This is a genomic window from Neobacillus cucumis, assembly GCF_002860255.1.
GTDB classification, from domain to species: domain Bacteria; phylum Bacillota; class Bacilli; order Bacillales; family Cytobacillaceae; genus Neobacillus; species Neobacillus cucumis_A.
This window is the reverse complement of record NZ_PGVE01000041.1, coordinates 118,808-144,494: the sequence shown is the minus strand read 5'-3', so window position 1 is coordinate 144,494 and position 25,687 is coordinate 118,808. Positions and strand designations below refer to the sequence as shown.

General features: G+C 37.4%; 29 protein-coding genes. 5 read left to right on the top strand and 24 right to left on the bottom strand.

Annotated elements, in window-relative coordinates:
• Positions 1 to 17: 17 nt before the first annotated feature.
• The 6 genes from CVD27_RS10550 to CVD27_RS10525 form a co-directional block, all read right to left on the bottom strand.
• Entirely contained in the window at positions 18 to 1,727 is a 1,710-nt protein-coding gene (locus CVD27_RS10550) for an AAA family ATPase (protein WP_101647869.1), read from the bottom strand.
• Positions 1,728 to 1,969: 242 nt separating this feature from the next.
• The gene (locus CVD27_RS10545; protein ID WP_101647868.1) at positions 1,970 to 2,260 is read right to left on the bottom strand and encodes a hypothetical protein; all 291 of its coding nucleotides are present in this window, start codon (positions 2,258 to 2,260) and stop codon (positions 1,970 to 1,972) included.
• Positions 2,261 to 2,434: 174 nt separating this feature from the next.
• Positions 2,435 to 3,106, bottom strand: a complete 672-nt coding sequence (locus CVD27_RS10540; protein WP_101647867.1) for a GNAT family acetyltransferase — start codon at positions 3,104 to 3,106, stop codon at positions 2,435 to 2,437.
• 18 nt (positions 3,107 to 3,124) lie between these two features.
• Positions 3,125 to 3,793, bottom strand: a complete 669-nt coding sequence (locus CVD27_RS10535) for a GNAT family N-acetyltransferase (protein ID WP_101647866.1) — start codon at positions 3,791 to 3,793, stop codon at positions 3,125 to 3,127.
• 16 nt (positions 3,794 to 3,809) lie between these two features.
• Complete coding sequence (locus CVD27_RS10530; RefSeq protein ID WP_101647865.1) at positions 3,810 to 4,688, bottom strand: carbon-nitrogen hydrolase family protein; 879 nt, start codon at positions 4,686 to 4,688, stop codon at positions 3,810 to 3,812.
• 228 nt (positions 4,689 to 4,916) lie between these two features.
• A complete protein-coding gene (locus CVD27_RS10525) occupies positions 4,917 to 5,282 on the bottom strand; it encodes a winged helix-turn-helix transcriptional regulator (RefSeq protein ID WP_101647864.1) in 366 nt (121 codons plus the stop codon).
• 229 nt (positions 5,283 to 5,511) lie between these two features.
• Between CVD27_RS10525 and hxlA the strand changes: the two genes are divergently transcribed.
• Together hxlA and hxlB are read left to right on the top strand one after the other, a co-directional pair.
• Complete coding sequence (hxlA, locus tag CVD27_RS10520; RefSeq protein WP_101647863.1) at positions 5,512 to 6,153, top strand: 3-hexulose-6-phosphate synthase; 642 nt, start codon at positions 5,512 to 5,514, stop codon at positions 6,151 to 6,153.
• A 12-nt stretch (positions 6,154 to 6,165) separates the two neighbouring features.
• Entirely contained in the window at positions 6,166 to 6,723 is a 558-nt protein-coding gene (hxlB, locus tag CVD27_RS10515; RefSeq protein ID WP_101647862.1) for a 6-phospho-3-hexuloisomerase, read from the top strand.
• Positions 6,724 to 6,782: 59 nt separating this feature from the next.
• Here the strand turns inward: hxlB and CVD27_RS10510 are convergent, their stop codons facing one another.
• Positions 6,783 to 7,046, bottom strand: a complete 264-nt coding sequence (locus CVD27_RS10510) for a hypothetical protein (RefSeq protein WP_101647861.1) — start codon at positions 7,044 to 7,046, stop codon at positions 6,783 to 6,785.
• Positions 7,047 to 7,273: 227 nt separating this feature from the next.
• Here CVD27_RS10510 and CVD27_RS10505 point away from each other — a divergent pair, with 227 nt between their 5' ends.
• Complete coding sequence (locus tag CVD27_RS10505; protein ID WP_101647860.1) at positions 7,274 to 8,296, top strand: sugar phosphate isomerase/epimerase family protein; 1,023 nt, start codon at positions 7,274 to 7,276, stop codon at positions 8,294 to 8,296.
• A 1-nt stretch (position 8,297) separates the two neighbouring features.
• Positions 8,298 to 8,690, top strand: a complete 393-nt coding sequence (locus tag CVD27_RS10500) for a C-glycoside deglycosidase beta subunit domain-containing protein (RefSeq protein WP_101647859.1) — start codon at positions 8,298 to 8,300, stop codon at positions 8,688 to 8,690.
• A gap of 368 nt (positions 8,691 to 9,058) precedes the next feature.
• Here the strand turns inward: CVD27_RS10500 and CVD27_RS10495 are convergent, their stop codons facing one another.
• From CVD27_RS10495 to CVD27_RS10475, 8 genes are all read right to left on the bottom strand, one after another.
• A complete protein-coding gene (locus tag CVD27_RS10495; RefSeq protein ID WP_257984322.1) occupies positions 9,059 to 10,291 on the bottom strand; it encodes an MFS transporter in 1,233 nt (410 codons plus the stop codon).
• Between the two features lie 204 nt (positions 10,292 to 10,495).
• Positions 10,496 to 12,163: a glycoside hydrolase family 43 protein gene (locus CVD27_RS10490; RefSeq protein ID WP_101647858.1), complete on the bottom strand. Its 1,668-nt coding sequence runs from the start codon at positions 12,161 to 12,163 to the stop codon at positions 10,496 to 10,498.
• Positions 12,164 to 12,265: 102 nt separating this feature from the next.
• Positions 12,266 to 12,604 (bottom strand): C-glycoside deglycosidase beta subunit domain-containing protein, encoded by a 339-nt coding sequence (locus CVD27_RS10485; protein WP_219621297.1) that lies wholly within the window; start codon positions 12,602 to 12,604, stop codon positions 12,266 to 12,268.
• A gap of 18 nt (positions 12,605 to 12,622) precedes the next feature.
• Entirely contained in the window at positions 12,623 to 13,210 is a 588-nt protein-coding gene (locus CVD27_RS10480; protein ID WP_219621296.1) for a sugar phosphate isomerase/epimerase family protein, read from the bottom strand.
• 95 nt (positions 13,211 to 13,305) lie between these two features.
• Positions 13,306 to 13,512, bottom strand: a complete 207-nt coding sequence (locus tag CVD27_RS28485; protein WP_219621295.1) for a hypothetical protein — start codon at positions 13,510 to 13,512, stop codon at positions 13,306 to 13,308.
• 46 nt (positions 13,513 to 13,558) lie between these two features.
• Positions 13,559 to 13,729, bottom strand: a complete 171-nt coding sequence (locus CVD27_RS28015) for a hypothetical protein (protein WP_180960221.1) — start codon at positions 13,727 to 13,729, stop codon at positions 13,559 to 13,561.
• Between the two features lie 196 nt (positions 13,730 to 13,925).
• Complete coding sequence (locus CVD27_RS29065; RefSeq protein ID WP_142384085.1) at positions 13,926 to 14,024, bottom strand: helix-turn-helix domain-containing protein; 99 nt, start codon at positions 14,022 to 14,024, stop codon at positions 13,926 to 13,928.
• Positions 14,020 to 14,379 carry an AraC family transcriptional regulator gene (locus CVD27_RS10475; protein ID WP_101647857.1) on the bottom strand — a complete coding sequence of 120 codons (360 nt, stop codon included), beginning with the start codon at positions 14,377 to 14,379 and terminating at the stop codon, positions 14,020 to 14,022. Before CVD27_RS10475 ends, CVD27_RS29065 begins: the two co-directional genes overlap by 5 nt.
• A 40-nt stretch (positions 14,380 to 14,419) precedes the next feature.
• Here CVD27_RS10475 and CVD27_RS10470 point away from each other — a divergent pair, with 40 nt between their 5' ends.
• A complete protein-coding gene (locus CVD27_RS10470) occupies positions 14,420 to 14,932 on the top strand; it encodes a DUF5597 domain-containing protein (RefSeq protein WP_101647856.1) in 513 nt (170 codons plus the stop codon).
• A 65-nt stretch (positions 14,933 to 14,997) separates the two neighbouring features.
• On the opposite strand, the gene CVD27_RS10465 is transcribed toward CVD27_RS10470, so the two are convergent.
• The 9 genes from CVD27_RS10465 to CVD27_RS10425 all read right to left on the bottom strand — a co-directional run bounded on the left by CVD27_RS10465 (position 14,998) and on the right by CVD27_RS10425 (position 25,594).
• The gene (locus tag CVD27_RS10465) at positions 14,998 to 15,960 is read right to left on the bottom strand and encodes an ROK family glucokinase (RefSeq protein WP_101647855.1); all 963 of its coding nucleotides are present in this window, start codon (positions 15,958 to 15,960) and stop codon (positions 14,998 to 15,000) included.
• Positions 15,961 to 16,016: 56 nt separating this feature from the next.
• Complete coding sequence (locus CVD27_RS10460; RefSeq protein ID WP_101647854.1) at positions 16,017 to 16,988, bottom strand: sugar phosphate isomerase/epimerase family protein; 972 nt, start codon at positions 16,986 to 16,988, stop codon at positions 16,017 to 16,019.
• A 20-nt stretch (positions 16,989 to 17,008) separates the two neighbouring features.
• Complete coding sequence (locus tag CVD27_RS10455) at positions 17,009 to 17,449, bottom strand: C-glycoside deglycosidase beta subunit domain-containing protein (protein WP_101647853.1); 441 nt, start codon at positions 17,447 to 17,449, stop codon at positions 17,009 to 17,011.
• A 12-nt stretch (positions 17,450 to 17,461) separates the two neighbouring features.
• On the bottom strand, positions 17,462 to 18,589 hold the full coding sequence (locus CVD27_RS10450; RefSeq protein WP_180960220.1) for a Gfo/Idh/MocA family protein: 1,128 nt from the start codon (positions 18,587 to 18,589) through the stop codon (positions 17,462 to 17,464).
• Positions 18,590 to 18,645: 56 nt separating this feature from the next.
• Positions 18,646 to 19,551, bottom strand: a complete 906-nt coding sequence (locus CVD27_RS10445) for a sugar phosphate isomerase/epimerase family protein (protein ID WP_101647851.1) — start codon at positions 19,549 to 19,551, stop codon at positions 18,646 to 18,648.
• Between the two features lie 267 nt (positions 19,552 to 19,818).
• Positions 19,819 to 20,247 carry a DUF3502 domain-containing protein gene (locus CVD27_RS10440; protein WP_101647850.1) on the bottom strand — a complete coding sequence of 143 codons (429 nt, stop codon included), beginning with the start codon at positions 20,245 to 20,247 and terminating at the stop codon, positions 19,819 to 19,821.
• A 180-nt stretch (positions 20,248 to 20,427) separates the two neighbouring features.
• On the bottom strand, positions 20,428 to 21,360 hold the full coding sequence (locus CVD27_RS10435) for an AraC family transcriptional regulator (protein ID WP_101647849.1): 933 nt from the start codon (positions 21,358 to 21,360) through the stop codon (positions 20,428 to 20,430).
• Positions 21,361 to 21,438: 78 nt separating this feature from the next.
• Positions 21,439 to 24,120, bottom strand: a complete 2,682-nt coding sequence (locus tag CVD27_RS10430) for a glycosyl hydrolase (protein ID WP_101647848.1) — start codon at positions 24,118 to 24,120, stop codon at positions 21,439 to 21,441.
• 73 nt (positions 24,121 to 24,193) lie between these two features.
• Positions 24,194 to 25,594, bottom strand: a complete 1,401-nt coding sequence (locus CVD27_RS10425; RefSeq protein ID WP_101647847.1) for an MFS transporter — start codon at positions 25,592 to 25,594, stop codon at positions 24,194 to 24,196.
• Positions 25,595 to 25,687: the final 93 nt, after the last annotated feature.

Genomic DNA, 25,687 nt, shown 5'->3' with positions numbered 1-25,687 from the left:
TCCATTTTTAACTCTATCTAAGATTGTTCTTCATTTTTGTCCTCAACAGGAGCAGCCAACAACTCTAAATTCTGAGATTCTAGAACTTCAGCACGGCTTTGGCCATACAAATCAAGATAAATTTCTTCTATTTCCTCCCCTGTAAGATCACCACGTTTTAAAAGCTCCTCTGCAATCTTATGGACAAAATCTGCGTTATCATTTACAAGTTTCTTTACTTTCGTCATTTCACTCTTTAGAAGTTCATTGATTTTAGTCCTTAGCGCTCTTAAGCCATCCGAACGAGAGCCAACGGCGAGCCAGCTGAATAACTCTTCACCCATACCGACAATCCCCAGATAAGCACCCGCAAGGTCAGTTGCCTGTCTTAAATCAGATGTAACACCATTTAACTTTTTATTTAAAAATTCTTCTTCAACTGCACGTGCCGCCAGACACACTTGGATTTCTGCTAATATTTCTTTATCCGTACGGTTATACCGTTCATGTGTTGGCTTAGTAGCAGCGAGACCAAGCGCGCCTCCCCTACGGATAATGGTCACTTTCCACACACGTTCATGCGGCTTTAAGAGGAATTGGGCCACCGCATGACCTGCTTCATGATAGGCAACATTTCGTTTTTCATCTTCACTCATAGATCGAAGCGGCTGTTTGAGGCCCCATTCGTATGTCTCCATCGCGGCACGAAAATCCTCATAACTTGCGACCTGGGCTCCACGTTGATGAGCGATTACAACAGCTTCATTTACTATGTGTTTAATTTGTGCCGGGGAGTATCCAATGGTATCAAGTGCTGCACGTTCAGGTGTAATGGAAGAGTCTTTTTTTACCTTTTCAAGGTAGTATTGAAAAACATCTATCCTTCCATCATAATCAGGAGAGTCGACCCATAGTTTCCGGTCAAAGCGTCCGGGACGAAGTAAAGCTGAATCAAGTACATCTGGAAGGTTGGTGGCACCTACAGTAAGAACGGCAGGACGGTCAGCCTTCTTCCGCCGAAGTCCAAGCGACCTGAGCAGCTTAGCGAACCAGCCATTGTCAATGTTTGGCGGATCCATTTGTAAAAGGAGCTCATTAAGTAAACCCGAACCTCCCATGCCCATCAATCCGCCCATCATGCCTCCTGCTCCGCCTCCAGCCTGCCGGCTCATGCCAATCGCGTCAATTTCGTCTATAAAAATAATACATGCACCATACACTTTTGCCAGTTTACGAGCTTTTTTATAAAGACCCATCACTTTTAAGTTTCCAACACCAAAGAACATATTTTGAAAGCTTGGTGCAGAGGCGTAAGCAAAGGGTACCTGTGCTTCATTTGCAATAACTTGCGCAAGATATGATTTCCCCGTGCCTGGAGGTCCACACAACAGTAACCCCCGAATAGCCTCACCTCCCATTTCTTTGAATTCTTTTACTCCTTTAAGAAGTGTAACGATCCTCTTTGCATTTTCAACAATCTCCGGGTTTCCCCGGTAATCTGTCCAGGTGGAGCCGGTTTCGCCAGGCAGGATCCAATAAGTTCTACCTCGAGCTAGGAACCAAAACAAAGCAACAAACTGGATAATCATAAACAGCATGGCAAAGAGCAGCTGCAGTAACAAACTGACAATACTTATAACTACTCCCCAAACTGTCGGACCACTTGTTAACAAAAAAATGCTAACAATAACGAGAGCTGCGATCCAGAGGATGACTTTACGCCATTTTACCCACCGATATTTCCTCATGGCTCCACATTCCTTTCTGAATATTAAGAAAACAAAACAAATAATTATTCTGCTAGATTATTTCAGGAATCACCAAATAATTAATCTAGAATACTGATATTTATTCTTATTTCTTGTTGGTCATACCTATTGATGAAGAGTTATTTTAATGATTAAATTACAGTTTTTTTACCAGAGGCTGTGCTTATCATTAGCTAATTTAAAAAACCCTCCAAAAAACATAGGAGGGTTTCTGACATGGATTATTTGAATTTCTTAATAATATCTAATAAATACTTAATAGCAACGGCGAGTCCGCCAACAAAAAAGAACGCAATTAGAATCCAGCCAGTAGGGTCAATTGGGAACATTGAAATGAGGAAGTTTAGTGGAATAACATAATAGAGTAAATCCTTCAAATAACCTAAAATAAAATCTGAAGTAAGAGTGCCTTTCCAGAATGACTTTATAAATCCTAATAAAAGATCAAGAATCATAAGTCCAAACACGGCCCACATTGTATAAAGCATCCAATCTGAAAGTGTAAATGTCATTTTTATCACCACCTTGATACATGATATGCTTGTAACAACGGCTGGTGAGAGTGTTAAAAAAGTTTTGTTCACAGAATATTCATAAAAAAGCACGTAAAAAAATGCACCTTTATCTTTAGTGCAATAAAAGAAGAGAATGCCCATTATAATGCATTCTCATTTCAAATTTTTATTTTAAAAATATATTAATCCTACTTTTTCTTTTGCTTCTAAGTTTTTAATCATGGTATTCCAAGTCTCTGGTTTATTAGGTAAAACCGTATAGTAACGTTTTAGAAATTTCACAATTAAGTCTGTTGGCAGCTCATTCATTTCTCCATCCATCGGAAGAAAACATAAATCAAGTCCGGTTACGGCTTCCCCATCATTGTTCCAGGACGGATGAACATATGGGAAATCCAGACGTTTGTAACCAAGGTGAGCCAACACCTCACGTCGAACATAAGGATTCATTGGCTTCACTCCGCCAAACTCATAATGTTCTACACGATATGGATCATAGATTTCAGCAAACATGCCCGATAATTTTTTTCCGTTAGCTAAAGCTAATTCCTGTAAATCTTCTAATCTTTTTTGGGCCAGGAAAGGACCGATTCCTAAGCCAGCACGACCGACAATGGTAAAATCAGTCATAGCTACATTAAAATCCTCATAATAACGATACTCTGTTGCTCCGACTACTTTTCCTTCATAAACAGCAACAAACACACGAATACCTGGATCTTCCAACGGTTCCTTCCAAAGATCAAACTCTAATACTTCCTCTGGAGGGAATACATCTTGCATTAACTGATGCATTTGTTTAAATAACGGATCTTTGATATTCGTAATTCTACTATATTCCATTTTATATCTCCTTTTTTATCATGATTTGAAAAATGGATTTTTCCATTCCATTAAAGTCCCATAATTACACGATTCTTCATCATCTAAATAATTTGCTACAACTTTGACAGGGGTACGGCCGCAATGAAGTAGAAAGGTAATGACAGGGTCCTTTAGCTCTCCGTTGACAACTGCCTCAATATATTGATTTGGAGACATAGCGCTTGCTTTTTTATAATATCCTGGCATCCTGCCTCCGCCAAGCAGTCTTTCCAACCCCAAGTGAACAACTACATCATACATAGAAAACATCAACCACTTGCCCAATCCTAATTTTCGATAGGTTGGCCTTACACCGATATCCACCACATATAATGTATTACCATTAGGGTTGTGGTTACGAATATAACCATTATCCGTTATCTCTTCCCATGAATGTTCCGGATGATTAGGATCAAAATCAATAAGTAGTCCTGTCATAGAACCAGCGATTTCCCCATTCACTTCTATACACAAAGCTCCTTGTGGAAAAAGAGTCACATGGTTTTTTAGCTGCTCTTCATTCCACCATAATTCGGAAGGAAATGGAGGAGGAAAACTTTCCTGTTGAATACGTATCAAGTAAGAAAAGTCTTTTTCTTCATAATTACGTATGACTACGGGAACAGGTTTTTCTTGGTCGAAAACAAAAAATTCTTTTCGATACATGATTGAACCCCCATCTCTAATTACGGACAGCTTTATCCGATTCCCAATCCGGGTAAAGATCTGTACGCCGGTCACGCCAGGTGGTAACAGAACCCTTTTCACGAACTTGATATAATAAGTTTAAATTAAGATCCGCTGTAACGATCATATCTTGGTTAATTTCCCCTTCAACCATAATCCCTTGAGGAGGAAACGGAATGTCATTAGGTGTGATGACTGCTGCCTGCCCAAAATTTGCACGCATGAAATCCACACTTGGTAATGAACCAACCGTACCAGTAGTGACAACATATACTTGATTTTCGATAGCTCTGGCATGACTTGTATATCGGACTCGATGAAAACCGTGACGGTCATCCGTGCATGATGGACAGAAAATGACATCTGCTCCCTTCGCTTTTGCCATTCGAACGATTTCCGGAAACTCAATGTCATAGCAAGTTAACATAGCTATTGTACCTTTATCGGTTTTAAAGACCTCCAGTGAATCCCCAGCACTCATATTCCACTCATTGACTTCCGTTGGGGTAATATGGAGTTTAGCCTGCTCTGCAACCCGGCCATCTGGGTAAAATAAATGGGCAACATTGTATAGTTGATCACTTTTTCTAATTACATGTGTCCCGCCAATAATGTGCATCTTATACGTTTTAGCTAATGAGATAAATAATGAACGGTATTGTTCGGTAAAATCAGGTAATTCTTGAATAGTCAATACTTCCCCATTAGCATTACCAATGGACATAAGCTGAGTAGTGAAAAATTCAGGAAAAATGATAAAATCCGTTCCAAATTCTTCTGCTGCTTTTATATAATGCTCCACTTGATCTGCAAAATCTTTAAATGAATGAATCGTGTGGAGATGGTATTGTACCGCTGATACTCTTAATTGCATAATATCCCCTCTTTTCTCCTAATTCTTTATTCCTATTATCTGCGAAATAGATATAACGAACAAGTACGCACTTTTTAATTACATAGTATTAAAAAGTATACTGTAAAGTAAGATAGACCTGCTGTAACTTCCTTTTCGAATAATACCAGCTAACGTATACAAAAAAAAGAGACAATGTTTAACATCACATTGCCTCTGTGTATTTATTATGTTTTTTGCATAATTTCATTATTTAGCTGACTCTTCTCTAATTAATGGATTTAACCCAATCGTCTCCATGTAATCTTTTCCCCAATCGTACATTGCCTCTAAGATTGGCATTAAACTTCTCCCATGTTCTGTAAGCGAATATTCAACTTTCGGAGGAACCACTGGGTAAACTTCACGGTGTACAATCAGATCTTCTTCTAGTTCACGCAATTGGTTCACAAGCATCCTTTGGGTGATCCCTGGCATAAGTGCCTTCAATTCACCAAACCGCTTTGTACCTTCTTTCCCAAGATGCCACAATATGAGCATTTTCCATTTACCGCCTATTACGGAAAGGGTTAATTCTTTTTCACAATTAAACATCTTGTCCTGCATTCGTGACATTTCACTTCACCTCAAAGGCTATTATAACTCATAGTATACTTTTTAGCACTATGTACTTTAAAAGTACGTAGTTTTAAAAAGATGTTCTACATTATATACTTACAACTAATCAGAGGAATGACTGAACGAGATATTATCGTATATGGAAATATTACTAACAAAATACAAGAACCCTTTGGAGATATTATTACTGTTCGGTCATTCAAATAAACTTTTAGGAGTGAATATAATGGAATTACAATTAGCTTTAGATTTAGTCAACATTCCAGAAGCTATTGAGCTGGTAAAAGAAGTAGAAGAGCATATAGATATCATTGAAATCGGTACTCCGGTTGTTATCAATGAAGGTCTTCACGCAGTAAAGGCAGTTAAAGAAGCATTTCCAAACCTAAAAGTTTTAGCCGATTTAAAAATCATGGATGCTGCAGGATACGAAGTGATGAAAGCTTCCGAGGCGGGTGCAGATATTATTACGATACTTGGAACCGCAGAGGATATGTCCATAAAAGGTGCTGTGGAAGAAGCGAAAAAACAAGGAAAAAAAGTTCTTGTGGATATGATTGCTGTAAAAGACCTTGCTGGACGTGCGAAAGAATTGGACTCAATGGGCGTTGATTACATTTGTGTGCATACTGGTTACGATCTTCAGGCAGTTGGAAAAAACTCTTTTGAAGATTTACAAACCATCAAAGGCGTTGTAAAAAATGCTAAAACGGCTATCGCAGGCGGGATCAAATTAGAGACCTTACCAGAAGTCATTAAAGTAAATCCTGACCTAATCATTGTTGGTGGCGGTATTACTGGACAAGCAGATAAAAAAGCTGCAGCTGCCAAAATGCAGCAAATGATTAAAGACCAAATGGTACACTAGGATAAAATCAAAATGCAGACGACTGATTATTTAGCTGAAATCTTAGATGAGCTTAATCGTTCATTTAACATAATTCAAGATAAAGAAGCGGAAAAACTCGTAAATGGAATACTGGAATCGAAAAAGGTCTTTGTCGCCGGTGCAGGCAGATCGGGATTTATGGCAAAATCCTTTGCGATGAGGATGATGCATATGGGAATCGATTCCTATGTAATTGGAGAAACAGTAACTCCCAACTTTGAAAAAGAGGATATATTAATTATCGGATCAGGCTCCGGGGAAACAAAAAGCTTAGTCTCTATTGCAGAAAAAGCTAAAAGTATAGGCGGTAAAATAGCCTCTGTAACAATCTTTCCTGATTCTACTATCGGCCAATTAGCAGATATCACAATTAAAATGCCTGGATCTCCGAAAGATCAATCTGAGGGTGATTATAAATCAATCCAGCCCATGGGATCATTATTTGAACAAACCCTATTACTTTTTTATGATGCCATCATCATGAGGTTCATGGAAAAAAAAGGTTTGGATAACGATAAGATGTATGGCAGACATGCCAATTTAGAATAAAGTCTAGTATCAAAAGGAAGACCACAATCTTGACTTACAACGATTGTGGTCTTTTTTTATTAGTGATACATAGACATTACTTTCTCTAAATCACCAATTAACTGATTAATTTCACTTTGTGATAAGCGCACGGGCAATTGATCATAAAGTGTAATAAATTGCCCGTCTTCCTCATTCTGATGTTTTATTAAATATTGATAAATTTGATTTAATTGGTTTTGTTTAAGGACTGATTCTAAGTCAAAATTTTTTACTCTTTGCAAGGAAAATTCATTCATTGTTGAATCAAATTCCCCTGCAATAATATTCCCTTCCAAGAACATAATTCCACACCTCTTACAGTCAGTTTATTTTAGTTTACCGTAATAGAGGTTAAAAATAACACTAACATTTTTAATCCATTTGGGGTAAAGGAAATGTATATAAAAAATCAGATGAAAATCTATAACTCTTTAGATAAATATAAAAAGGGAACATAGAGAATATCCGGTTATGATAAATCTGTAAGCGACATCAAAATAACAGATAAAAGATGAAGGGAGTTAATTCTATGAGCAAGATAAAAACATGCGTAAGTTTATATAGTTTACAAGATGAATATTTAAATAAACGTATGAGCTTAGAGGATATTTTTAAATTTTTAGCAGACAACACCGTTGAAGGAATTGAATTTTTACCCGATCAGATGATGCCTAATGCCCCCCATCCTTCCGAAGAAACACTAGCAGAATGGGATCGACTTGTAAGTTCTTATAATATGAGACCAGTAATTGCCGATGTTTTCTTGAATACAAACCTTTACAAGAATAGAGAATTAACGCCAAAAGAATGTGTAGATCTATTAATTGATGAAATTAAGCTTGCAAATCGTTTAGGGATTCGATTAATTCGATTAGTATCGATGGTACCAGCTTTTGTCATTGAGCCTTTATTACCATATGCTGAGAAATATAATGTAACCTTGGCGCTGGAAATACATGCAGGTTTGAGCTTTGATGTACCAAAAACGCAAGAATTTATTAAAGAAATGAAGCGATTGAATTCTCCTTATGTAGGGCTTGTCATTGACGCAGGCATATTCTGCAAAAGGCTGCCAAGAGTCATGGCAAATTATTGTCAACAACATTTAGGTACAAACCAAGAAGTGATAAATTATGTTAACAACATATTTGCTCAAGGGACCGACCCAAGAAAAGTTATTATAGAACACAATGGCTTTCCAGATGATCTAAAAAAATTATTAAAATCAGATGCTGATCACTTTTTTGCTCATTTCGCAGATGGCTATGAAAACGAGCCATACAGCATTTTAGATGAATATATGCCATATATTAAACATTTCCACTTTAAATTATTTGAAATGATAGAGAGTGGCGAAGAGTATTCAATCGATTATAAAGGCCTTCTTAAATACCTTCACGAAAAAGGTTATGATGGCTATGTCTCAACAGAATATGAAGGAAACCGCTGGGTACTTCCGGGAAATCCAATGGAGGAAAAAGAACAGGTATTAGCCCATCAAGCACTAATTCGTAGTGTGATTAAGGAATTAGAAGAACAGGAGGTATATTAAGATGTTTGATAATAATGTGTTTCTTGAAAATACATGTCAAAATATTGAAGAAGCAAGTAAAATTACTGGATTTGAATTAAAAACCAACATCACCTACTATCGAGGCATTCCGCTTTCGATGGTAAATGACATTGGTGTGGAAGTTGACGGCGAAAAGGTTGCTCGTGAGGATATTCTATGTTCAGTGGATGAAGTAGATTGGTTTACCTTAGATGAAATGGAAACCGTAACGTCATATAAATGGGAATATGGCGAGCCATTAACCGTTCGAGTTCGTCAGGATGGCGGATTATCCAAAGGGACCCATGAAGTCGCATTAGATGTTGTTGTTCGGACTGCCTATATACCTGTGCCTTTAGCAGGAAGAAAAGTTCGAACTGTCGAGATAGCATAATAGAACATCTGATTACAATACCTAATTACAAAAACCCCCCCATGCTTTTACAAAGTATGGGGGGATTTTTATTTTGGCTCCGTTATTATTCCATGTTGATTTTCGTGTAGGTATGAGAATTTATAGGCGGAGAATTTCCGGCTAATGTATATGAAGAAGCTTAAGAAGCAGATATAATCGGAGATATTCCGATTAACTGCTCTAAATAAGACAAAATCCAAAGATTTGGATAATATAAACGGAAAAACTTCCTTTATTTTCAAGGAAATATGGGTATTTCCTAATTTTAACGGAATTTTACCGTTTATTTTTCAAACACAGTGAAATCAACCTTCAGTTTTAACTGAGCCTATATTTTTCTATGAAGATTATTTGGGCCCGTTAAATGAAGGGAAAAACTCATTTTTCCTTCTAGCCCTTAGGTTCCAAGCTGCACACATGAAAATACTGCCGATTAAAATAAATGCTCCAAAAACAAATGGAATGTTGTAGGAAACATCATAGAATATCCCTGCTAAAGAAGGTCCGATAATATTACCTAAACTGCTATAGGCATTATTCATGCCTGCCGCAAAACCTTGTTCATTTTCTGCCATTTTCGATAACATGGTATTAATCGCTGGACGTAGAATCGAAGTAAACAAGAAAAATAATATATTCATTAATAACATATAAATAAAGTTCCCAGAAAACAAGACGAGAATCATCGAAACGGCCGATAGTAAAAAACACGCATTAATTACTTTAATCTCGTCGAAACGGCGAAGCAGCCAATCTACCAAAACAGCCTGAATGATAACCCCAACAAGTGCACCAACCGTCAGAATAATCGAGATATCTTTAGGGGTATATTGATATTTTTCACTTACATATAACCCATAGATTGCTTCAAAATTGGCTAATCCAAATGTCATCGTGAAAACTAGTAATAACAAGACAAAGTAAGGCACTTTAAAAGACCGTTTGATTTCATGAATCATTCCATCTTTTTCGGATTTTGTATTTCTAAAGGCTAGTTGTTGTTCTTTTGACAACGACTCCGGTAAGAACAAAAAGGAAACGATCATCGCAATTCCTGCTGCAATGGCAGATGCATAAAACGGTACTCGCAGCCCATATTCTGCTAGGAATCCACCAATCCCTGGCCCAATAACAAAGCCCAGCGAAATGGCTGCACCCAGTAATCCCATCCCCTTCCCGCGATTTTCGATTGTTGTAACATCGGCCACGTAGGCCATATTCGCAGGTACTAGAATACCGATTCCAATTCCTCCAATTAAGCGTGATAGATAGAGGAGCCATAGATCTGAGGCAACACTAAACATCAGCTGTGAAAGCATGATAATTCCTAAGCCAGCGATAGTAATGATTTTTCTCCCATATTTATCTGATAACTTCCCACCAAGCGGAGAAAAAAGAAATTGTGTCAGCCCTGTTGCTGCTACAAGGTATCCTTGATCTTTTCCGCTGGCCCCTAGTTCTAAGATAAATTTAGGGAGAATAGGGATCGCTAACCCTACCCCAAGCAATGCGAGAAACATATTCACCATCAAAATAAATAATGGCATATTCATCTTTCTAAAAAACGTAAACCTTTGCATCAAATTTCTCCTATTCTTAAAATTAAAACCTTGTTTAATTTAATCTTACACCTCCTGACCCCTTATTTAATTTCTCTTTTTTAATCTTTTTGCGAAGCAATTATTAACCAAACTTATTAAGTATTTTCGTAAAAAAAGAAAGAGATTAAAAATCACATGATGATTTTTAACCCCTTTCATTTCTATCATTTATTATCCATTATTTCACACATGAGCCACAACACGGCCATCACGGCTTGCTTCGGTTTTGATATACTCAAACCACTCGAACTCCGCACTATTTTTACTTTCTTTCCCATTGGAACTGGCAAACATGCAAAGCATGGTCCCGACCATACCGCCTACTGATTCAGGATTTAATTTCCCTCCACCGGCATTAGCGTAAAGTAATTGTAGATTCTCTTTATCTGTTCCATAATAAAAGTTATGCGCTTGTCCGTCTCCAGTAATGCTAAAAATCATTTCTCGACTATCTACTTCTGTTTTTGCAAGCTCTATTTCTGTGGTCACACATTGAAAGTTTGTTTGATGCGGGTATCCAATTATCTCACTTGTACATTGGATCAGCCTCAAAATTTGCTTTCCATTTTCCATCGTCCGCTCCAGCCGGAATTGATGATTACACGCCTGCATGATCGCAAGACCAACTGTCTCATTTTCTTCTAATGCTAAAAAGTTCATTCTTGTAGACATACGGAAATTCACATGCTGCTGCCTGCGTCCAATAAACGCAAGGGTTGGTACATTTTTATCCACTTGAGTCGCTGTTATGTCGATTTTACGGACTTCCTGGCTGATTGAACGAGGAAGCAGTTTCATTGTCAGCTTACTGTCTGAGAGAGAGTAAAAATTTTCATAAGGAGTCCCAAAGAATACCCAATCCATTGCAAGTTTGTCTCCTTCGAAATCATCCCTCGTTGGAACTACTCGTTCTGTAGCCGCAGGCAGATCTGGCGCTGGATAACTCCATTCGACTTTACCTGTTCCAGGACTGATAACAGGCCAGCCCTCTTCCCATACGACTGGTGCCATAAAGGTTTCTCGTCCGAGATTCTTATGATACCCTTCAATTAAACGAGAGCCAAGTATGACGGCATACCACTCGCCGTTTTTCAGTTCAACCAAATCCGCGTGGCCCACATTACAAATCGGGTAATGTTTCCCTAGATGACGATGAGTTAAAATTGGGTTACCCGCATAGCCCTCAAAATCATTAAAAATCGTTCTACTGCGGGCTACCGTTACGGCATGGAAATGCTCCGTACCTCCCTCAGCAATCACTAAATAATAATAGCCATCTTTTTTGTAAAGATGCGGAGCTTCTGGTGAAGCGCAATTTTTTAAGGCTCCTCCCCAAATTGTCCTTGCCTCACCAACAAGACACATCCGGTCTAAATCAATTTCACTAACCCAGATCGCCTGAGACCTTGTACCATCTGTATTTGCATCCTCTCTTGTACCTGTAAGGTATGTTTTTCCATCATCATCAAAAAATAAAGATGAATCAATCCCAGGGCAACCCTCGAGCCAATAAGGATCTGACCACGGACCACGAGGATCTTTAGCCGTCACAATAAAATTCCACTTATCGCTAACATTCGTCGTAATCATGTAATAGGTACCGTTGTTATATCTTAATGTCGGTGCCATGATTCCCGCTGTCATATGATCTGCCGTCACATGAAGCTGGGATTTTCGATCAAGTATATGACCAATTTGCTCCCAATTGACTAAGTCTGTAGAGTGAAAGATTGGAACGCCTGGAAATAGCGAAAAACTCGAGGTAATCATATAAAAATCATCTTCCACTCTGCAGATAGAAGGGTCGGGATAGAATCCTGGAAGGATTGGATTCATTAACTGTTTAGTCATTCGATATCACTCCTACTAATGTATAAAGACTTAAACCAGAATTAACTTCCTCTTATGTGTTCCAGCACCAAGGACGGTATCTAAAACAGGTGGAAAATAAGATCAGCTGTACGTATAGCTCACTTCAATATCGTGGCTCCCGGATTCTAGTCCGCCTTCTTTAGCCACTGTAAGCGTTGCTGGCTCTAAAATGCCCCAATGAACATCTCCAAGTGATGCCATTTCAGCTTGTGTGTAGGTTACACCATTGATTGTCCATGTGATCTGATCGCCCGTAAAAGTTTCTCCATTTAATGAAACGGTTGCAGGACGTAATTGGGAAAGCCAGAGGCCTCGATAATACAAAGATCTAATATTAACCTGGAAGCCAATGATTTTTCCATTACTCTCTACATTTTTAAAGCCTCTCGATTGGATACAAGGTTTTTCTAACATCGTCATGGTTATTCTCCCTCTCACTTATTCTCCCAAAATTCTTTTCATCATTACATGTTGTTTCCGAATTTGTTCAGAGGCATAGCCGGTCACGTCTTTGTTTGGACCTTCATACTCACTCACCATATAGCCATCCCAGTTATGATCTATTAATGTATTAATAACTTTTTCGTAAGGAATCGTCATCTCTTGAAAATCATCTGTCATTTTTACAAATTTAGCATGGCAGCAATAGACATAAGGTAATAATGGGATAATATCCTCTACTGGACTATGTTCAGATGGAGGCATGATAAAATCATCGGGACCCCATTCACTTGCAGGTAAGGCTTGAGTCTCAAATACACCGAAGTCGATGTTTAATCCAAAATACTTGGTTCCTTTCTCTTTAATAAACTCAACATAATCGTCTACCAATTTAGATTTCAAAAGTGTTGGTGCATGAATCTCCGGGCACATGCGGACATTGTATTCTTTTGCCAACGGAAGGGCCATTTTAATAAATTCTCTCCAGTTTTCAACAGGATTAAGATCATCATCGATTACACCTAATTTTGTCCGAAGAACCGTAAATCCAAGTATGTTTGCCAGTTTGAAATCACGTTCCAACATTTGTAACGATTATTCTGAAGTAAGATGCCTTCCCTCATACAAGCGAGAATCAACCCAATGTCCGTATTCTGCCGGTTCAATATTGTATTTTTCTATTAATCTATCCCAATTTTCCATTCTTTACTAGGATTTGGGTAGCCTTCAATATGTGAATTTGCTAATATTTCCAACCCTCTTGCACCAATATCATTCATTTCCGCAAACATATCTTCTAATGTCATGGTTACCCCAAATTCGCCCGCATAACTGTAAAGAGAAACTCCTCGTTTCGGTTTTCTAAAATTCCTAGCTTCATTATTCATTCCAGTTTACTCTCCTTTTACATACACTGTATCCGTTTACAAGTTTCTACCACATAAACACTTTCTTGACTTCTGATGGAACAGGCATTTCTCCATAAATCTGAGCTTTTCCAGGCACAGTTGTAACATTTTCTCTGTTTTCGATCACACAAATCCAATCCTTTTCTTTCCCGAAAGAACCGGCGAATAAACTCCAATAGGCACGTTTCCTTACCATCCAATCTCCATGGAACTCAGAGGCATTAGGCCAGCTTCCACTTTAACTATAAAGTTTATTTCTACTAATTACCTTTCCTTATTTATCTTAATAGATATAGATTTTATTTCATTTTTCGTCTCTTTCTTTAAAAATAAATAAAAAAGGATAAAAATCATAGTGTGATTCTTATCCTTACTAGATAGTTTCAAATATTCTAATGGAGTTCTCGAAATTTCGCGGGCGTCATACCTTCTTTTTTCTTAAATACTGCACCAAAATAACTAACGTCTTCATATCCGCACTTTCTACTAATATTCCTTTATTCTTTCATTTTTATTGAGAATAAGTAAAGTTTTTGCATAAGCAATACGGACATCTGTAATATAATCGAATATCGAAAAACCATTTACTTTTTTAAATAACTGACAAAGATATTCTTTTGATAGATGAACCTTTTCTGCTAAATCAGATAACACAATGGGCTCCACATAATGTTGATTTATATAGTCCATAATTAAATGTACTTTGTTATTCTGATTTTGAATAACTCTCTCATTTGGCAGCATTGTTGATTTTGGGAACTCCAGTAAAAATCCGCTATTTATACCTGAGGTTCGCAAAGATGCTGTTTCAGCTACATATGCTTTATATGCTATAGGAGGCTGCAACGCTATTTGTTATTCACCATTTGGCATTGAGGAACTTTTGATGAATCCAGAAGATATTGAAAAACCACCATTGGATGTAATGATGGCATTAAATATTGACCCATCCGCATTTGAAATTGAAGGCAGCGCAGCGTATCTAGCACAGAGCTATTCCATCATAGAAAATATTAAACCGATTTATTATAAATATAGAGGAACCAGTCATTTACAAAGTTTCGTAAAGAATAATGAACATGACTTTGGTACACTTCTGCATTTTGATGCTTATGATATTCTTGTATCTTATACGCCGAAAGCACCCAATAAGCCTATTTCAGGAGGAATGATTTTTGAACTTTCGGAAAATGAATCCGTCCTTATTGGAACGATGATTAAGGTTCAATTCCTTTCAAAACCTGGAAAAAATACACACGTTGAATTGTTACAATTCGAAGAAGGAGAATTTGTTAACGGAGAATGGAAAGCAGGACGAGTTTTAAACGGTGATGAAAAAATGATGATTCAATTAAAAGATATGCCTTCAGCTTATAGAATTCAAATATATGAATATTAAAATTTTATTTTAAAAGCCAATACATACAAGATATTATTATTTGTATGTATTGGCTTAATTGTTAATTATTTCCTAGATTGTTTCACTAATGATGCTGCTCCAATTACCCCAGCATCATTTCCTAACTGGGCAAGCTTCAGTTTCGTACTAGTTTTTACTGTAGGGAAGGCGAACTTTTGAAAATATTCTTCTACACCATTTAACAGCATGTCTCCAGCAGCTGACACTCCCCCGCCAATAACAATGGTTTCAGGGTTTAAGATGTTTCCAAGATTGCCGCAAGCTAGTCCCAAATAATAATAAAATTTATCGACAACAATTAAAGCTAATTTATCTTCTTTTTTAGCCTGATCAAAAACAGTCTTCGCCGTCACTTCTTGTCCATCATCAATTAACCACTTCAATTCAGATTCTCCAGCATATCTTTCTGAGAAATCTCTTGCTAACCGAACCACACCTGTTGCACTAGCAACGGTTTCCAAACAGCCTTGATTTCCACAAGTACACTGATATCCATCAGGTTCTACGATGATATGGCCAATTTCTCCACCAGCACCAACCTTACCGTGAATAAGATTGCCATCCGCGATAATACCGCCCCCTACACCTGTTCCAAGTGTAACAAAGACTACATCCGCACCATCTTCACCGGCACCCTTCCAGCCCTCGCCTAATGCCGCAACATTGGCATCATTATCAATATTAAAAGGAATGCCTGTTCCTCTTTCTATCTGTTCTTTTACTGGCTGCAAGGTACTCCAGTTTAAATTATAGGCTCCAATGACTGTCCCTTTTTCACGGTCAACGGTCCCAGGAGACCCCATTCCAATCCCTAAAATATCATCAGCTGAAAGCCCATACAAATTAAGGCGATGATTAATCGATTCAATAATATTTGGAACGATATTCTTTCCTTCATTTTGAATATCTGTTTCCAAACTCCACTTCTGTTGAATCTCTCCCTCTTCAGTCAAAATTGCAAATTTTACCGTCGTTCCGCCTAAATCAATACCAATTAGTTTTTTCATCTTTTCCCCGCCTTATAAAATAATACAGGTGAAATACCCACCTGTATTATTATAAACTATTTATCTAATAAATTCCGCTCCATTTGTAAATGACGTTTGGTCATTTCTAAAGCTCTTCCCGATAAGTGATCTTCATATTCTGATACAATATAACCATCAAAATCCGAGTTTTGAATAATCGGTAAGATTTTATCATATGGTATGCTGGCTTCCTCTAGATTCTCATCAATATAATGGAACTTACCATGGAAGTGAATCACGTGTGGCATGATTTTCTTCAGCCCTTCATAATCCGGATCATTGTAGAAAGTAACGAAACCATACATTCCTTGGAAGGCCCCCATTACTGCACCATTTGCACCAGCATCAAGTAATCGTTGTCTTGCTTGCATCATCGGCACACCATCATAACGTAATTGAGCTGCCATTTCTAATAATTCTAATGGTGCTCCATTCGCTAAGGCTTCATCCCAATGCGGTTTATTAGGACGAGTCGCAAAAGTACCAAAATCAATAACATATCCAAGATATGGTGATCCTGTTTTTTCAATTACCTCGGTGAATTTCTGGATATTTGGTGATGTTGGCGTTTCAGGATTATGAATTTCAATTCCGACCTTGATACCATAAGCCTCCGCATATGGGGCTAATTTAGCAAATACTGATGGTCCAATAAGATATTGGGCACGCATGATTTTACAACCCAATTGATTTGCTGTTTTTAAATCAATAATAGACGACTGAAGCAATTCTTCTTCTGTTAAATCACGATCAGATCTTAACCCACGGTCTGCATTAGCTCCGTAAGAGATAAATTCGATCCCATAGTGACTCGTCATGGCCCTAAATTCATTTAAAACTTTGTCACTTACATATGGGTAGGATGGCAGCATTTGGGTACCAACCAATTCAAATCCTTCGGCCCCAAATTCAGCTGCGGTACGAATGCAATCTTCTAATGTAAAATTGCCTTTTATATATTCATCAGTAAAGCTATACAGAGAAACACCTAATTTAATATTACTCAACTGATCTGACCTCCTTTCTCTTAATCTCTCACCTGTAATGTTTTGCTTCCGCAAGAATCTAAAACCGCATATTCACGTTCTGTTTGTCTTCCAGGAACGGCCATATATGGAATACGTAACATCATTTTCACATCGATATGATGTTCCCCTGCTGTTAAACCTCCAGGAGCAAATACACTAATCGTAGCTGGATCTATCAACTTCCAAAACTCCGAAATAAGACTTGGCAGTTGTCTTAAGGTAAACTCTTTCTCATTAAGCCCAAAGGTTATATTATCAGAATTCACTTCTTTACCATCAACGGTAACTACAAACTCTTCAATACAGGATAAGTAATGACCCCGATAGTTACTTAAACGAATTTGAAATTCATACCCTAGTTTTTTTCCATTCACATATGTGTTTTTTAAACTTTCATCGCAAACAACATCGACGAAAGGTAATTTCATACTAAATGCCACTCTACCCACCTCCTATTTGCTTGCGACTGGTTCCTGTTCAAAAACAATTTCTTTTCCAGTTTCAGCAGAACGATAGACAGCATCTAAAATTTTCGTCACAACAAATGCCTGCTCTGGTTTTACGAGTGGTTCTTTATCATATTTCACGGCTTCTAACCATTGTTTTGCTTCAAGCACTTCTGGTTTATTCGATCCGCCTTCAAAGAATGCAATCGCTCCACCTGCAGAGTTTCTCTCTTCTGTTAACAACCCATTGCGTGCAGTATTATAAATTAATTCATTGTTGCGGAAGCTCATACCGGAATCGATTTGTGCTCCTGCCTTTGTTCCACAAAGAGTTGTAGCCGCTTCTCTTGATTCTAGTACATTAAGTGCCCAAGAAGATTCAAGGAAAACCGTTGCTCCATTTTCCATTTTGATGTATCCAAATGCGGAATCTTCCACTTCATATGTTTCGGGATCCCATGGGCCAAACATATTTCCTTCAACCGCTTCAGGAAGATTACCTAATTTATTGAAAACAGAACCTGTCACGGAAACTGGTTTGTAATTGTCCATCATCCATAAAGTAATATCAAGTGCATGTGTACCGATATCAATTAGTGGACCTCCGCCTTGCTGTGATTTATCAGGAAATACTCCCCATGTTGGAACTGCGCGGCGGCGAAGGGCATGTGCTTTTGCAAAATAAATATCGCCAAGCTCATCTTTTTCACATGATTTATGAAGAGATTGTACCTCTGGACGGAAGCGGTTTTGATATCCAATGGTGAATTTCTTTCCGGATTTTTTCCAGGCATCCATCATTTTTTGTGCAGCTTCTGTGTTATGTGCCATTGGTTTTTCGCACATTACATGTTTACCTGCTTCAAATGCTGCAACAGTAATCGGGCTATGGCTTACGTTTGGGGTTAATACATGCACAAGATCGATTGTTTCGTCTTTTAATAGCTCTTTATAATCGACATAAATTTTTGCATCTTCAGTTCCATATTCTTTCGCCGCTTTTTCAGCACGGTCAATTTGAATATCACAGAATGCAACCATCTCAGCAATTTCTTTAAATTGTGATAATGCCGGAAAATGCTTTTGATTTGCAATACCACCGCAGCCAATAATACCAATTTTTAATTTACCCATAAATTTCATTCTCCTTTTCGTTATAAAATAATTAGTAGATTTATAAGTTTATCTATTTAAGCAAAAAACTGACTCAAATAGTTTTTACTAATATTAATTGAATCTTTTTTCGATTTAAGTGAATCTTCAAATGCCTTGTCCTCTACTTCAATGACCGCATATCCGCGGTAGCCAATGTCTGTTAAGGCTGATACATATTGACCCCATTTGACATCTCCAAGACCTGGTAATTTAGGCGAGATATATTCAAGTGGTGTTGCCATAATTCCTACATCGTTTAGGCGGTCTTTATATACCTTGATATCCTTGAAATGGATATGGAAGATCCGCTCTTGAAATTCATATATAGGTTTGATATAGTCCATTTGCTGCCAAACAAAATGTGATGGATCAAAATTCAGTCCAAAGTTTTGATTTGGGATTAATTCAAACACGCGGCGGAAGATGGCTGGTGTAGTCATTAAGTTTTGTCCGCCTGGCCACTCGTCTGTAGTGAATAACATTGGACAGTTTTCAATTGCAATCTTGACTCCTAGTTCTTCAGCGTATTCTACTACTGGCTTCCAAACCGTTGTCATCTTTTCCAAATTTTCTTCCACTGTTTGCTTTTGGTTTCGACCAATAAATGTGGTGACCATATTTATATCCAATTTGCGTGCTGCCTCAATACATTTTTTGATGTGTGCAGTGTAGTATTCGCTTTTCTCTGGATCTTCATCTAAAGCATTTGGATAGTAAGCAATAGCAGAAATCTTGATTCCTTTTGCTTCGGTATAATTCTTGACATAATCCACATCTAAGTGATCGACATCAAGATGGGTAACACCGGCATATTTACGGGCCGCTTTCCCTTTCGGCCATGCACAAAGCTCCACACATGAAAAACCATTTTCAGCTGCATAGTCAATCACTTCTTCAAAGGTGCATTCATTTAAGATTGCGCTGTTAAATCCAAGCTTCATCGTGTCATATCCTCCTATGTTTATAGTAAAATCAAAGAATTTAACTATTGATTTCGCTTACATTTATATCTTATCAAGTTATTTAATATATTCCCTTCCATTAATTAACCTGATGGAGTATAGATTTTCGTCCTTTTTCAACGATTCATCATTTTTGTATTGATAATAGATTAAAAATGATAGTGCTATTTTTAACCTTATCCAAATCACTGTCATAAACCAAAAAAGGCGCAATGTCATTGCACCTTTTTTGGTTTAATATACTGCTTATTTTTTGTTTTTTGCCCATTCATCTAATTGTTTCTGTTTTTCTGCAATGATCTTATCAATGCCAGCTGCCTTTAAACCTTTAATAAACTCAGGTAAACTCTTATTAGGATCTAAAACACCTGATTCAAGTCCTAGAGCATATTTACCTACGACATTGGTAACCGCTGTCACTTCCGTTTTAACTGATGAACTATCAAAATTAAATCCAAGTGCTTTAGATTTGACCGCGCTTTTATTAAACTCCTCTGTTTCGCTCCATAGGTTTGGATTATTCCCTTCGAACACATAAGACAGGAAAGAATTCCCCATTGCAAAACTCATATTTAAGTTGTAACCATTATTTCCTGTATTTCCCCCATCTGGATACTTGATAACATGGTCCGATCCTTTTACATAATGCTTTCCTTCAATCCCCCAGTCTAGCAAATTTGTTTCATCTACCGCTAATTATAATCAGGATATCTATGGAAAACGTTCAATTTGTTAAGAAAAATTATATTGATTTTTAATATTTTCAGAAAACACAAAAAATAATAGTTAAAAACCGCAAAGTTTATGTCTTTGCGGCTACCCTTACTAATCAAAAAAATAATAAATTTTATTAATTTATATGAAACCTTTTATATACGTATCCAACTCTTTAAGGTCGTCTTCTTCCGTATAATCGTAACTTTCAATTCCTTTTGGTTCATTTTTATAAGAGTGATTAAAAGTTGTTTGTTGATTCTTTCTAAATTGGTAAGGGGTTGTGTGAAAGGTATCTTTAAACAGTTTGTGAAACGTATTCAAACTTGGAAACCCAGACTCTATCGCTATCTGAATAACAGGCCAATTTGTCTCCAGCAGATACTGTACAGCCTGTTCCAGTCGAATACCATTTAAATACTTTACAAAAGGCTGTCCCATATGCTGTTGAAAATATCGCGATAAGTAGGGAACCGTCAATTGTTCGTTTTCCGCTATTTCGTTCAGGGTAATGGGATACATATAATTCTTTTGTATATAGCTTGTAATTCGTGTCAGTCGTTCAATATCTTTACTGCTGTTACGGTTGATTTGCTTATGACTCTTCACTCTAAATTTACTAACAAGATGGTATATGATATCTAATAACAGTGAATGAATTTTAATCTCATAACCTAATTCTTTCTCTCTTAAAGTTACCATAAGTTGGACCATTAACTGACGAATACCATCATACTTTCCTTGATCCTCCTGTTGAAAGGATTGGCAGTGAAAAGATTCCATTTCGATCTTAGGGTACCATTTATTTATAAACGTCAGAGGAATTTGAAGTAGCAGAACCCGATTATCTTCACTTGCTTCCACACCGTGAATCTCATTGCTATTAATCAGCAGCAAGTCATTTTCTTTTAAAGAGAACTCTTCTCTTCCCACAAATACTTGGATACTGCCTCTTAGAACAAACAAAAATTCAATCCGGTCATGCCAGTGCATGGCGACAAATCTTACACTTGTCATTAACATTAACATAGGAACCTCTTCGTTTATGACCACACTTTCATATGGATACTTCATAAGCGCCTCCCCTACCGTAAAAAAATTAGAACTTTTAAAAAGGTGCGGCCCTTTCAGGTACCACACCTTTTAGAATCGTTAGACACAAGACAAGGTAATTTTTCCAAACATGCCCGTTGGATCCATAGGATCGTGCCAAATAATAAATGGTGGTTCTGGCTGATTGAGCCGATCCCGATCTAATGTTGTGGCCACTTCCACACGAATGGTATTGGTCCCCTTTCTTAAATAGTTGCCCACCTCAAATTGATACGGCGGACAAATCTTCATCCCGATATATTCATCATTAATCCATACCTCTACTGCTTCAAAAATATATTCAATTGATAAATAGCCTTGTTCTGGTTGCTCTTCTAGATCAACTGTCTTTTCATATTTAATAATTCCAGTGAAAGCAGGGTTTTCCTTGGAAATAGGGATCAACTCTTTCATCAAATTTACTTCACCAAATTTCGGATATTCCTTGTTTTTTACCAACGAATAGTTCCATTCTGAAGACAGGTTCAAAACTTTTTCACATTCATTAAGCTTTATAGATAGAGGAGAATAAAATTCGGCCTCTCCTGCTGGATTTTCATCACTCTCAAATATCACACATGATTCATATGGCTTTAACTCCAAGTAAATAATGCTTTTCCCTTTTTCTCTGTTAACTTTTAGGTTCTCAAATTTATTTTCTAGACCATGATAGACGACAGCAGATTCTCCCATTGATAATTCAATCTCTCCGCTGAATGTCTCATGTGCTGATTCATTCTGAAACATATAAATATTATTTTCTTTAATATAATGATAGTAGGTTAAATCCTTAAATGGTTGCTTTAATTTAATATCATATATTCCTTCTGCCTGCAGTTCAGAGACCAATTCCTTTAACGGGATCACCTTACATTTTTCAACTGCTTTTAATAGTTCTGAAATCTCCTGCCCATCTACTGCATTAGAAATCCCTTCTGGTTTATTGTCAACAAAAATAATCTCCAAGCCAGCTGCATTTTTAATAAAAGCAGCCAGTTCTTTTGTTATATATTGACTATACGGTATAACTAGACATTTAAATTCTTCACCATTGATGATTAAATGCTTATTCTCTAACCTTCCATTATAGAGACCTAGATCAGTCAGGATATCAATCGAAACAAAGTCAAAATCGATTTGGTTTTCAATTAAGACTCTAGCAGGCTTTTGCATTTTCATCGAGTTTCCACTCCACTCACTCTCCCCCTGATATAAAACAGCTACAGGAGCAACATGTCTTCCGCCATTAAAAATATGACATAAGCGGTTGGCATAGTGCATGAGATGGGCAAAATGTTTAAATTGTGGATTATGACCACGAGCATAGAAATGCGGAGGACAATCAAAGTCAGGATATTCCCGCATAGAAAATGCATGTGGAACGAGATAATTAATTCCACGGACAACTAAGTGGTCCAAAATATACTTCATATCTCGAACGCCAAGCTTCCATCCGTAGGCACCAAATAATTCACACATCGTTCTCCCTTTTTTCTTCGGATCAAGATGACCATAGGAAGATCCTAGTTTTCCAAGTGTATAATGATAGAATTCTCCATCCCCCTTAAAGAGTCCGCGTCGTTCTAACCCCGCTCCGCCAAAAATGACTTGGCCGCCAATCACATCAATTCCAGACATATGCTGGCCTGACAATGCTCTAAAGAAATGACCTGCACCGCTTCCTAATCTGCTATGCTGATCATTATCTTCAATCACATGTCCGATATACTCGACATTGTGTGCTTCACACCATTTTCCTAATTGATTACTAAAGTTTTTTTCATATAAACGGGTAACAATATCCATGTACGTATATCTGGTATGAACGCATTGCTTCATTTCTTCTGAACTATTCCAAAGATAAGGTAAGAATACGCGCCAATTACCTTTAAGATCATCCATCAGCATATTCTTCACTTCTTCACTCCATGGCAATGGCATGTCTTTTCGTCCAATCGATTCATTAAAATCAAATCCATTAACATTACCAAATGCAGGTTCATCTGAGAAAAATCCGGCAAATGTCTTCCCAAACTCTTCTTTGTAATGTTGAAAATGTGGTTCATATACCGCTTCAAGCTGTGTGCTGACTGACTCTTCATCAATCATATTGATATATTTCGGATTGCCGCCGTCCGTTTTCGTTTCATAAACCACATAAACTCTCCATGGCCCTTCAGGTAAGGTGCAGGTTAAAAAATCACCTTCAACACGGTCCGTTAAATCGATTAGCTCTTCATGTATAATTCCATCCGTTACTAGTTTTGCTGCCACAACACTAATTAATTGATTCTTTTTCTGTTCCTCTTTGTCTATTGGTTTACCAATATCTAACCAAGAGGTTTTCGGTTTTAACATAGGAGTAATATGTATCTTCACTTCATTTTGCGCGCCTAATACATCAACTGTATTATAATTTATATACGTTTTCTTTCGGTTCGGATATTTCTTTTCGATCAACCCATTGGCATAACCTGTTGGAAAGTGAGCATCATCTAAAACCCAAACACGCATTCCTCTCTTCTTGGCTTCATCCATGACAATATCTAGGTCATGCCACCAGCCCGGACCTGCGAAATCCGGATGCGGCCGCGCTTCTACACAGATTCCTCTGATCCCGCATTCATAGATTCTAGCAATTTCTTCCCTAATCACTGGTTCTTCTTCTCCTCTCATCCAGAGAAACGGAAGAATATAATTTTCGGTTTGATGATTCATAAGATCCTGCACTGTCTTATTCATGATGAAACCCTCCTATTAAAATAGCTTATAAGCTACACATCATAGTGCAACTTATAAGCTCATAACATCATATTTACATAGTTAGCTCTTTTCGTCTTCTCAAAAGTTCACTCGTATTCTCCATCGCTGTTGCTTTAGAGAGTTTATAAAAGAATAACGGAACTGTTGCTAAAATATATATAATACCAGGTGCCAAATTTACTAACATGTTTATATCATGAACTACTTCCTGAGTCTGTGGTTTATTAGCCACATAGCCAATGGCACTTAGTACTGCTCCACTTGCAGCTCCTGCAACAGCAATTGAAATTTTAGTAGAAAGGCTTGTAAAAGAATAAATGGCACCATCAGCACGAAGACCAGATTTCACTTGATAATCATCTATGCAGTCCCCAACCATGCTGAAAATCATCGGACTTGCAACACCAGTTGGTAAGCTTGCGATGGTTGTCCATAAGATGACCATTGGAATATTGGTAGCAGGTATAAAAAATAATACAATTAACGCTGCCCCAGTAATGATAGAACCCAATATTAGAATTGTTTTCTTTTCAAAAAATTTTGCAATGAATGGAAGACAGAAAGCCCCAATAGCTCCACAAACAGATAGTATGGTAAATGAAACCGCAATCAAATCTGGACGTTTTATTACGTAAATACAGTAATATGTCAATGTGCCTATCCTTCCAAATACACCCAATAATACTACAAAAAGACTGATTAAAATTAATAGTAATTGTTTATTAGCTCCAACAGCCTTTAGCGATTCCTTAAGTGTTGGTCTTTCCTCTAGTGTAGGCTCAATCACTTCTTTACAATTCTTAAATGTCAAGATTAATAATGGAGCTGAAACCACTGATAATAGGATAGATGCATAGAAGAAACCATTTTGTTGATTTCCATGACCCAATACCGTTATTATTGGCATTACCGCAGCACCTGTGAGAATACCTGCTATCTGTCCAAAAAATCCTCGATATGAGTTTAAATTAGTTCGCTCATGAGTATCTCTTGTCATGACAGTTGCCAAAGCACCATAAGGAACGTTTACTACAGAGTGAACAGTACCTAATAATAAATAGGTGACTCCAGCATAAATAACTTTACCTGTTCCGGAAAAGTCCGGAGTGTAAAAAGTTAATATATTCAGAAGTGCAAGTGCAATTGAACCGTATAATATATATGGTCTAAAACGACCATGTTTACTTTTTGTTCTTTCCATGATTAACCCAAGAATCGGATCAACAAAACAATCCCAAACCCTTGCAACTAGTAAAATGACTGCTGCCGCACTTCCAGCTATGCCAAAAACATCTGTATAGAAAAACAGTAAATACGAAGCTGCTAAACTCCAAACCACGCTCGCAGAGAACTCTCCAAACCCATAGCTTAACTTCGTAAGAAAACTAAGATTGCCATTAAGTTGAGGCACTACCAAACTTTCTTTTGTTTGTGGAACTGCTCCATTTGCCATCTCTTATCCTCCTAGTTCAAAATACCTCAATAACAAATTGTGAAACATTCAGTAGCTACTGTTACAATTATAGTAACTCAACTTTTATGTAAA

Bases quoted from the DNA above. Each gene is read 5' to 3' on its own strand.
- CVD27_RS10465 (WP_101647855.1), bottom strand. From the start codon at position 15,960: ATGAAAAAACTAATTGGTATTGATTTAGGCGGAACGACGGTAAAATTT.
- hxlA (WP_101647863.1), top strand. From the start codon at position 5,512: ATGGAATTACAATTAGCTTTAGATTTAGTCAACATTCCAGAAGCTATT.
- CVD27_RS10485 (WP_219621297.1), bottom strand. From the start codon at position 12,604: ATGACGATGTTAGAAAAACCTTGTATCCAATCGAGAGGCTTTAAAAAT.
- CVD27_RS10550 (WP_101647869.1), bottom strand. From the start codon at position 1,727: ATGAGGAAATATCGGTGGGTAAAATGGCGTAAAGTCATCCTCTGGATC.
- CVD27_RS10470 (WP_101647856.1), top strand. From the start codon at position 14,420: ATGAATCCAGAAGATATTGAAAAACCACCATTGGATGTAATGATGGCA.
- CVD27_RS10510 (WP_101647861.1), bottom strand. From the start codon at position 7,046: ATGTTCTTGGAAGGGAATATTATTGCAGGGGAATTTGATTCAACAATG.
- CVD27_RS10480 (WP_219621296.1), bottom strand. From the start codon at position 13,210: ATGTTGGAACGTGATTTCAAACTGGCAAACATACTTGGATTTACGGTT.
- CVD27_RS10530 (WP_101647865.1), bottom strand. From the start codon at position 4,688: ATGCAATTAAGAGTATCAGCGGTACAATACCATCTCCACACGATTCAT.
- CVD27_RS10535 (WP_101647866.1), bottom strand. From the start codon at position 3,793: ATGTATCGAAAAGAATTTTTTGTTTTCGACCAAGAAAAACCTGTTCCC.
- CVD27_RS10435 (WP_101647849.1), bottom strand. From the start codon at position 21,360: ATGAAGTATCCATATGAAAGTGTGGTCATAAACGAAGAGGTTCCTATG.
- CVD27_RS10430 (WP_101647848.1), bottom strand. From the start codon at position 24,120: ATGAATAAGACAGTGCAGGATCTTATGAATCATCAAACCGAAAATTAT.
- CVD27_RS28485 (WP_219621295.1), bottom strand. From the start codon at position 13,512: ATGAATAATGAAGCTAGGAATTTTAGAAAACCGAAACGAGGAGTTTCT.
- CVD27_RS10505 (WP_101647860.1), top strand. From the start codon at position 7,274: ATGAGCAAGATAAAAACATGCGTAAGTTTATATAGTTTACAAGATGAA.
- CVD27_RS10545 (WP_101647868.1), bottom strand. From the start codon at position 2,260: ATGACATTTACACTTTCAGATTGGATGCTTTATACAATGTGGGCCGTG.
- CVD27_RS10445 (WP_101647851.1), bottom strand. From the start codon at position 19,551: ATGAAGCTTGGATTTAACAGCGCAATCTTAAATGAATGCACCTTTGAA.
- CVD27_RS10490 (WP_101647858.1), bottom strand. From the start codon at position 12,163: ATGACTAAACAGTTAATGAATCCAATCCTTCCAGGATTCTATCCCGAC.
- CVD27_RS10525 (WP_101647864.1), bottom strand. From the start codon at position 5,282: ATGTCACGAATGCAGGACAAGATGTTTAATTGTGAAAAAGAATTAACC.
- CVD27_RS10540 (WP_101647867.1), bottom strand. From the start codon at position 3,106: ATGGAATATAGTAGAATTACGAATATCAAAGATCCGTTATTTAAACAA.
- CVD27_RS10500 (WP_101647859.1), top strand. From the start codon at position 8,298: ATGTTTGATAATAATGTGTTTCTTGAAAATACATGTCAAAATATTGAA.
- CVD27_RS28015 (WP_180960221.1), bottom strand. From the start codon at position 13,729: ATGGTAAGGAAACGTGCCTATTGGAGTTTATTCGCCGGTTCTTTCGGG.
- CVD27_RS10495 (WP_257984322.1), bottom strand. From the start codon at position 10,291: ATGCAAAGGTTTACGTTTTTTAGAAAGATGAATATGCCATTATTTATT.
- CVD27_RS10450 (WP_180960220.1), bottom strand. From the start codon at position 18,589: ATGGGTAAATTAAAAATTGGTATTATTGGCTGCGGTGGTATTGCAAAT.
- hxlB (WP_101647862.1), top strand. From the start codon at position 6,166: ATGCAGACGACTGATTATTTAGCTGAAATCTTAGATGAGCTTAATCGT.
- CVD27_RS10425 (WP_101647847.1), bottom strand. From the start codon at position 25,594: ATGGCAAATGGAGCAGTTCCACAAACAAAAGAAAGTTTGGTAGTGCCT.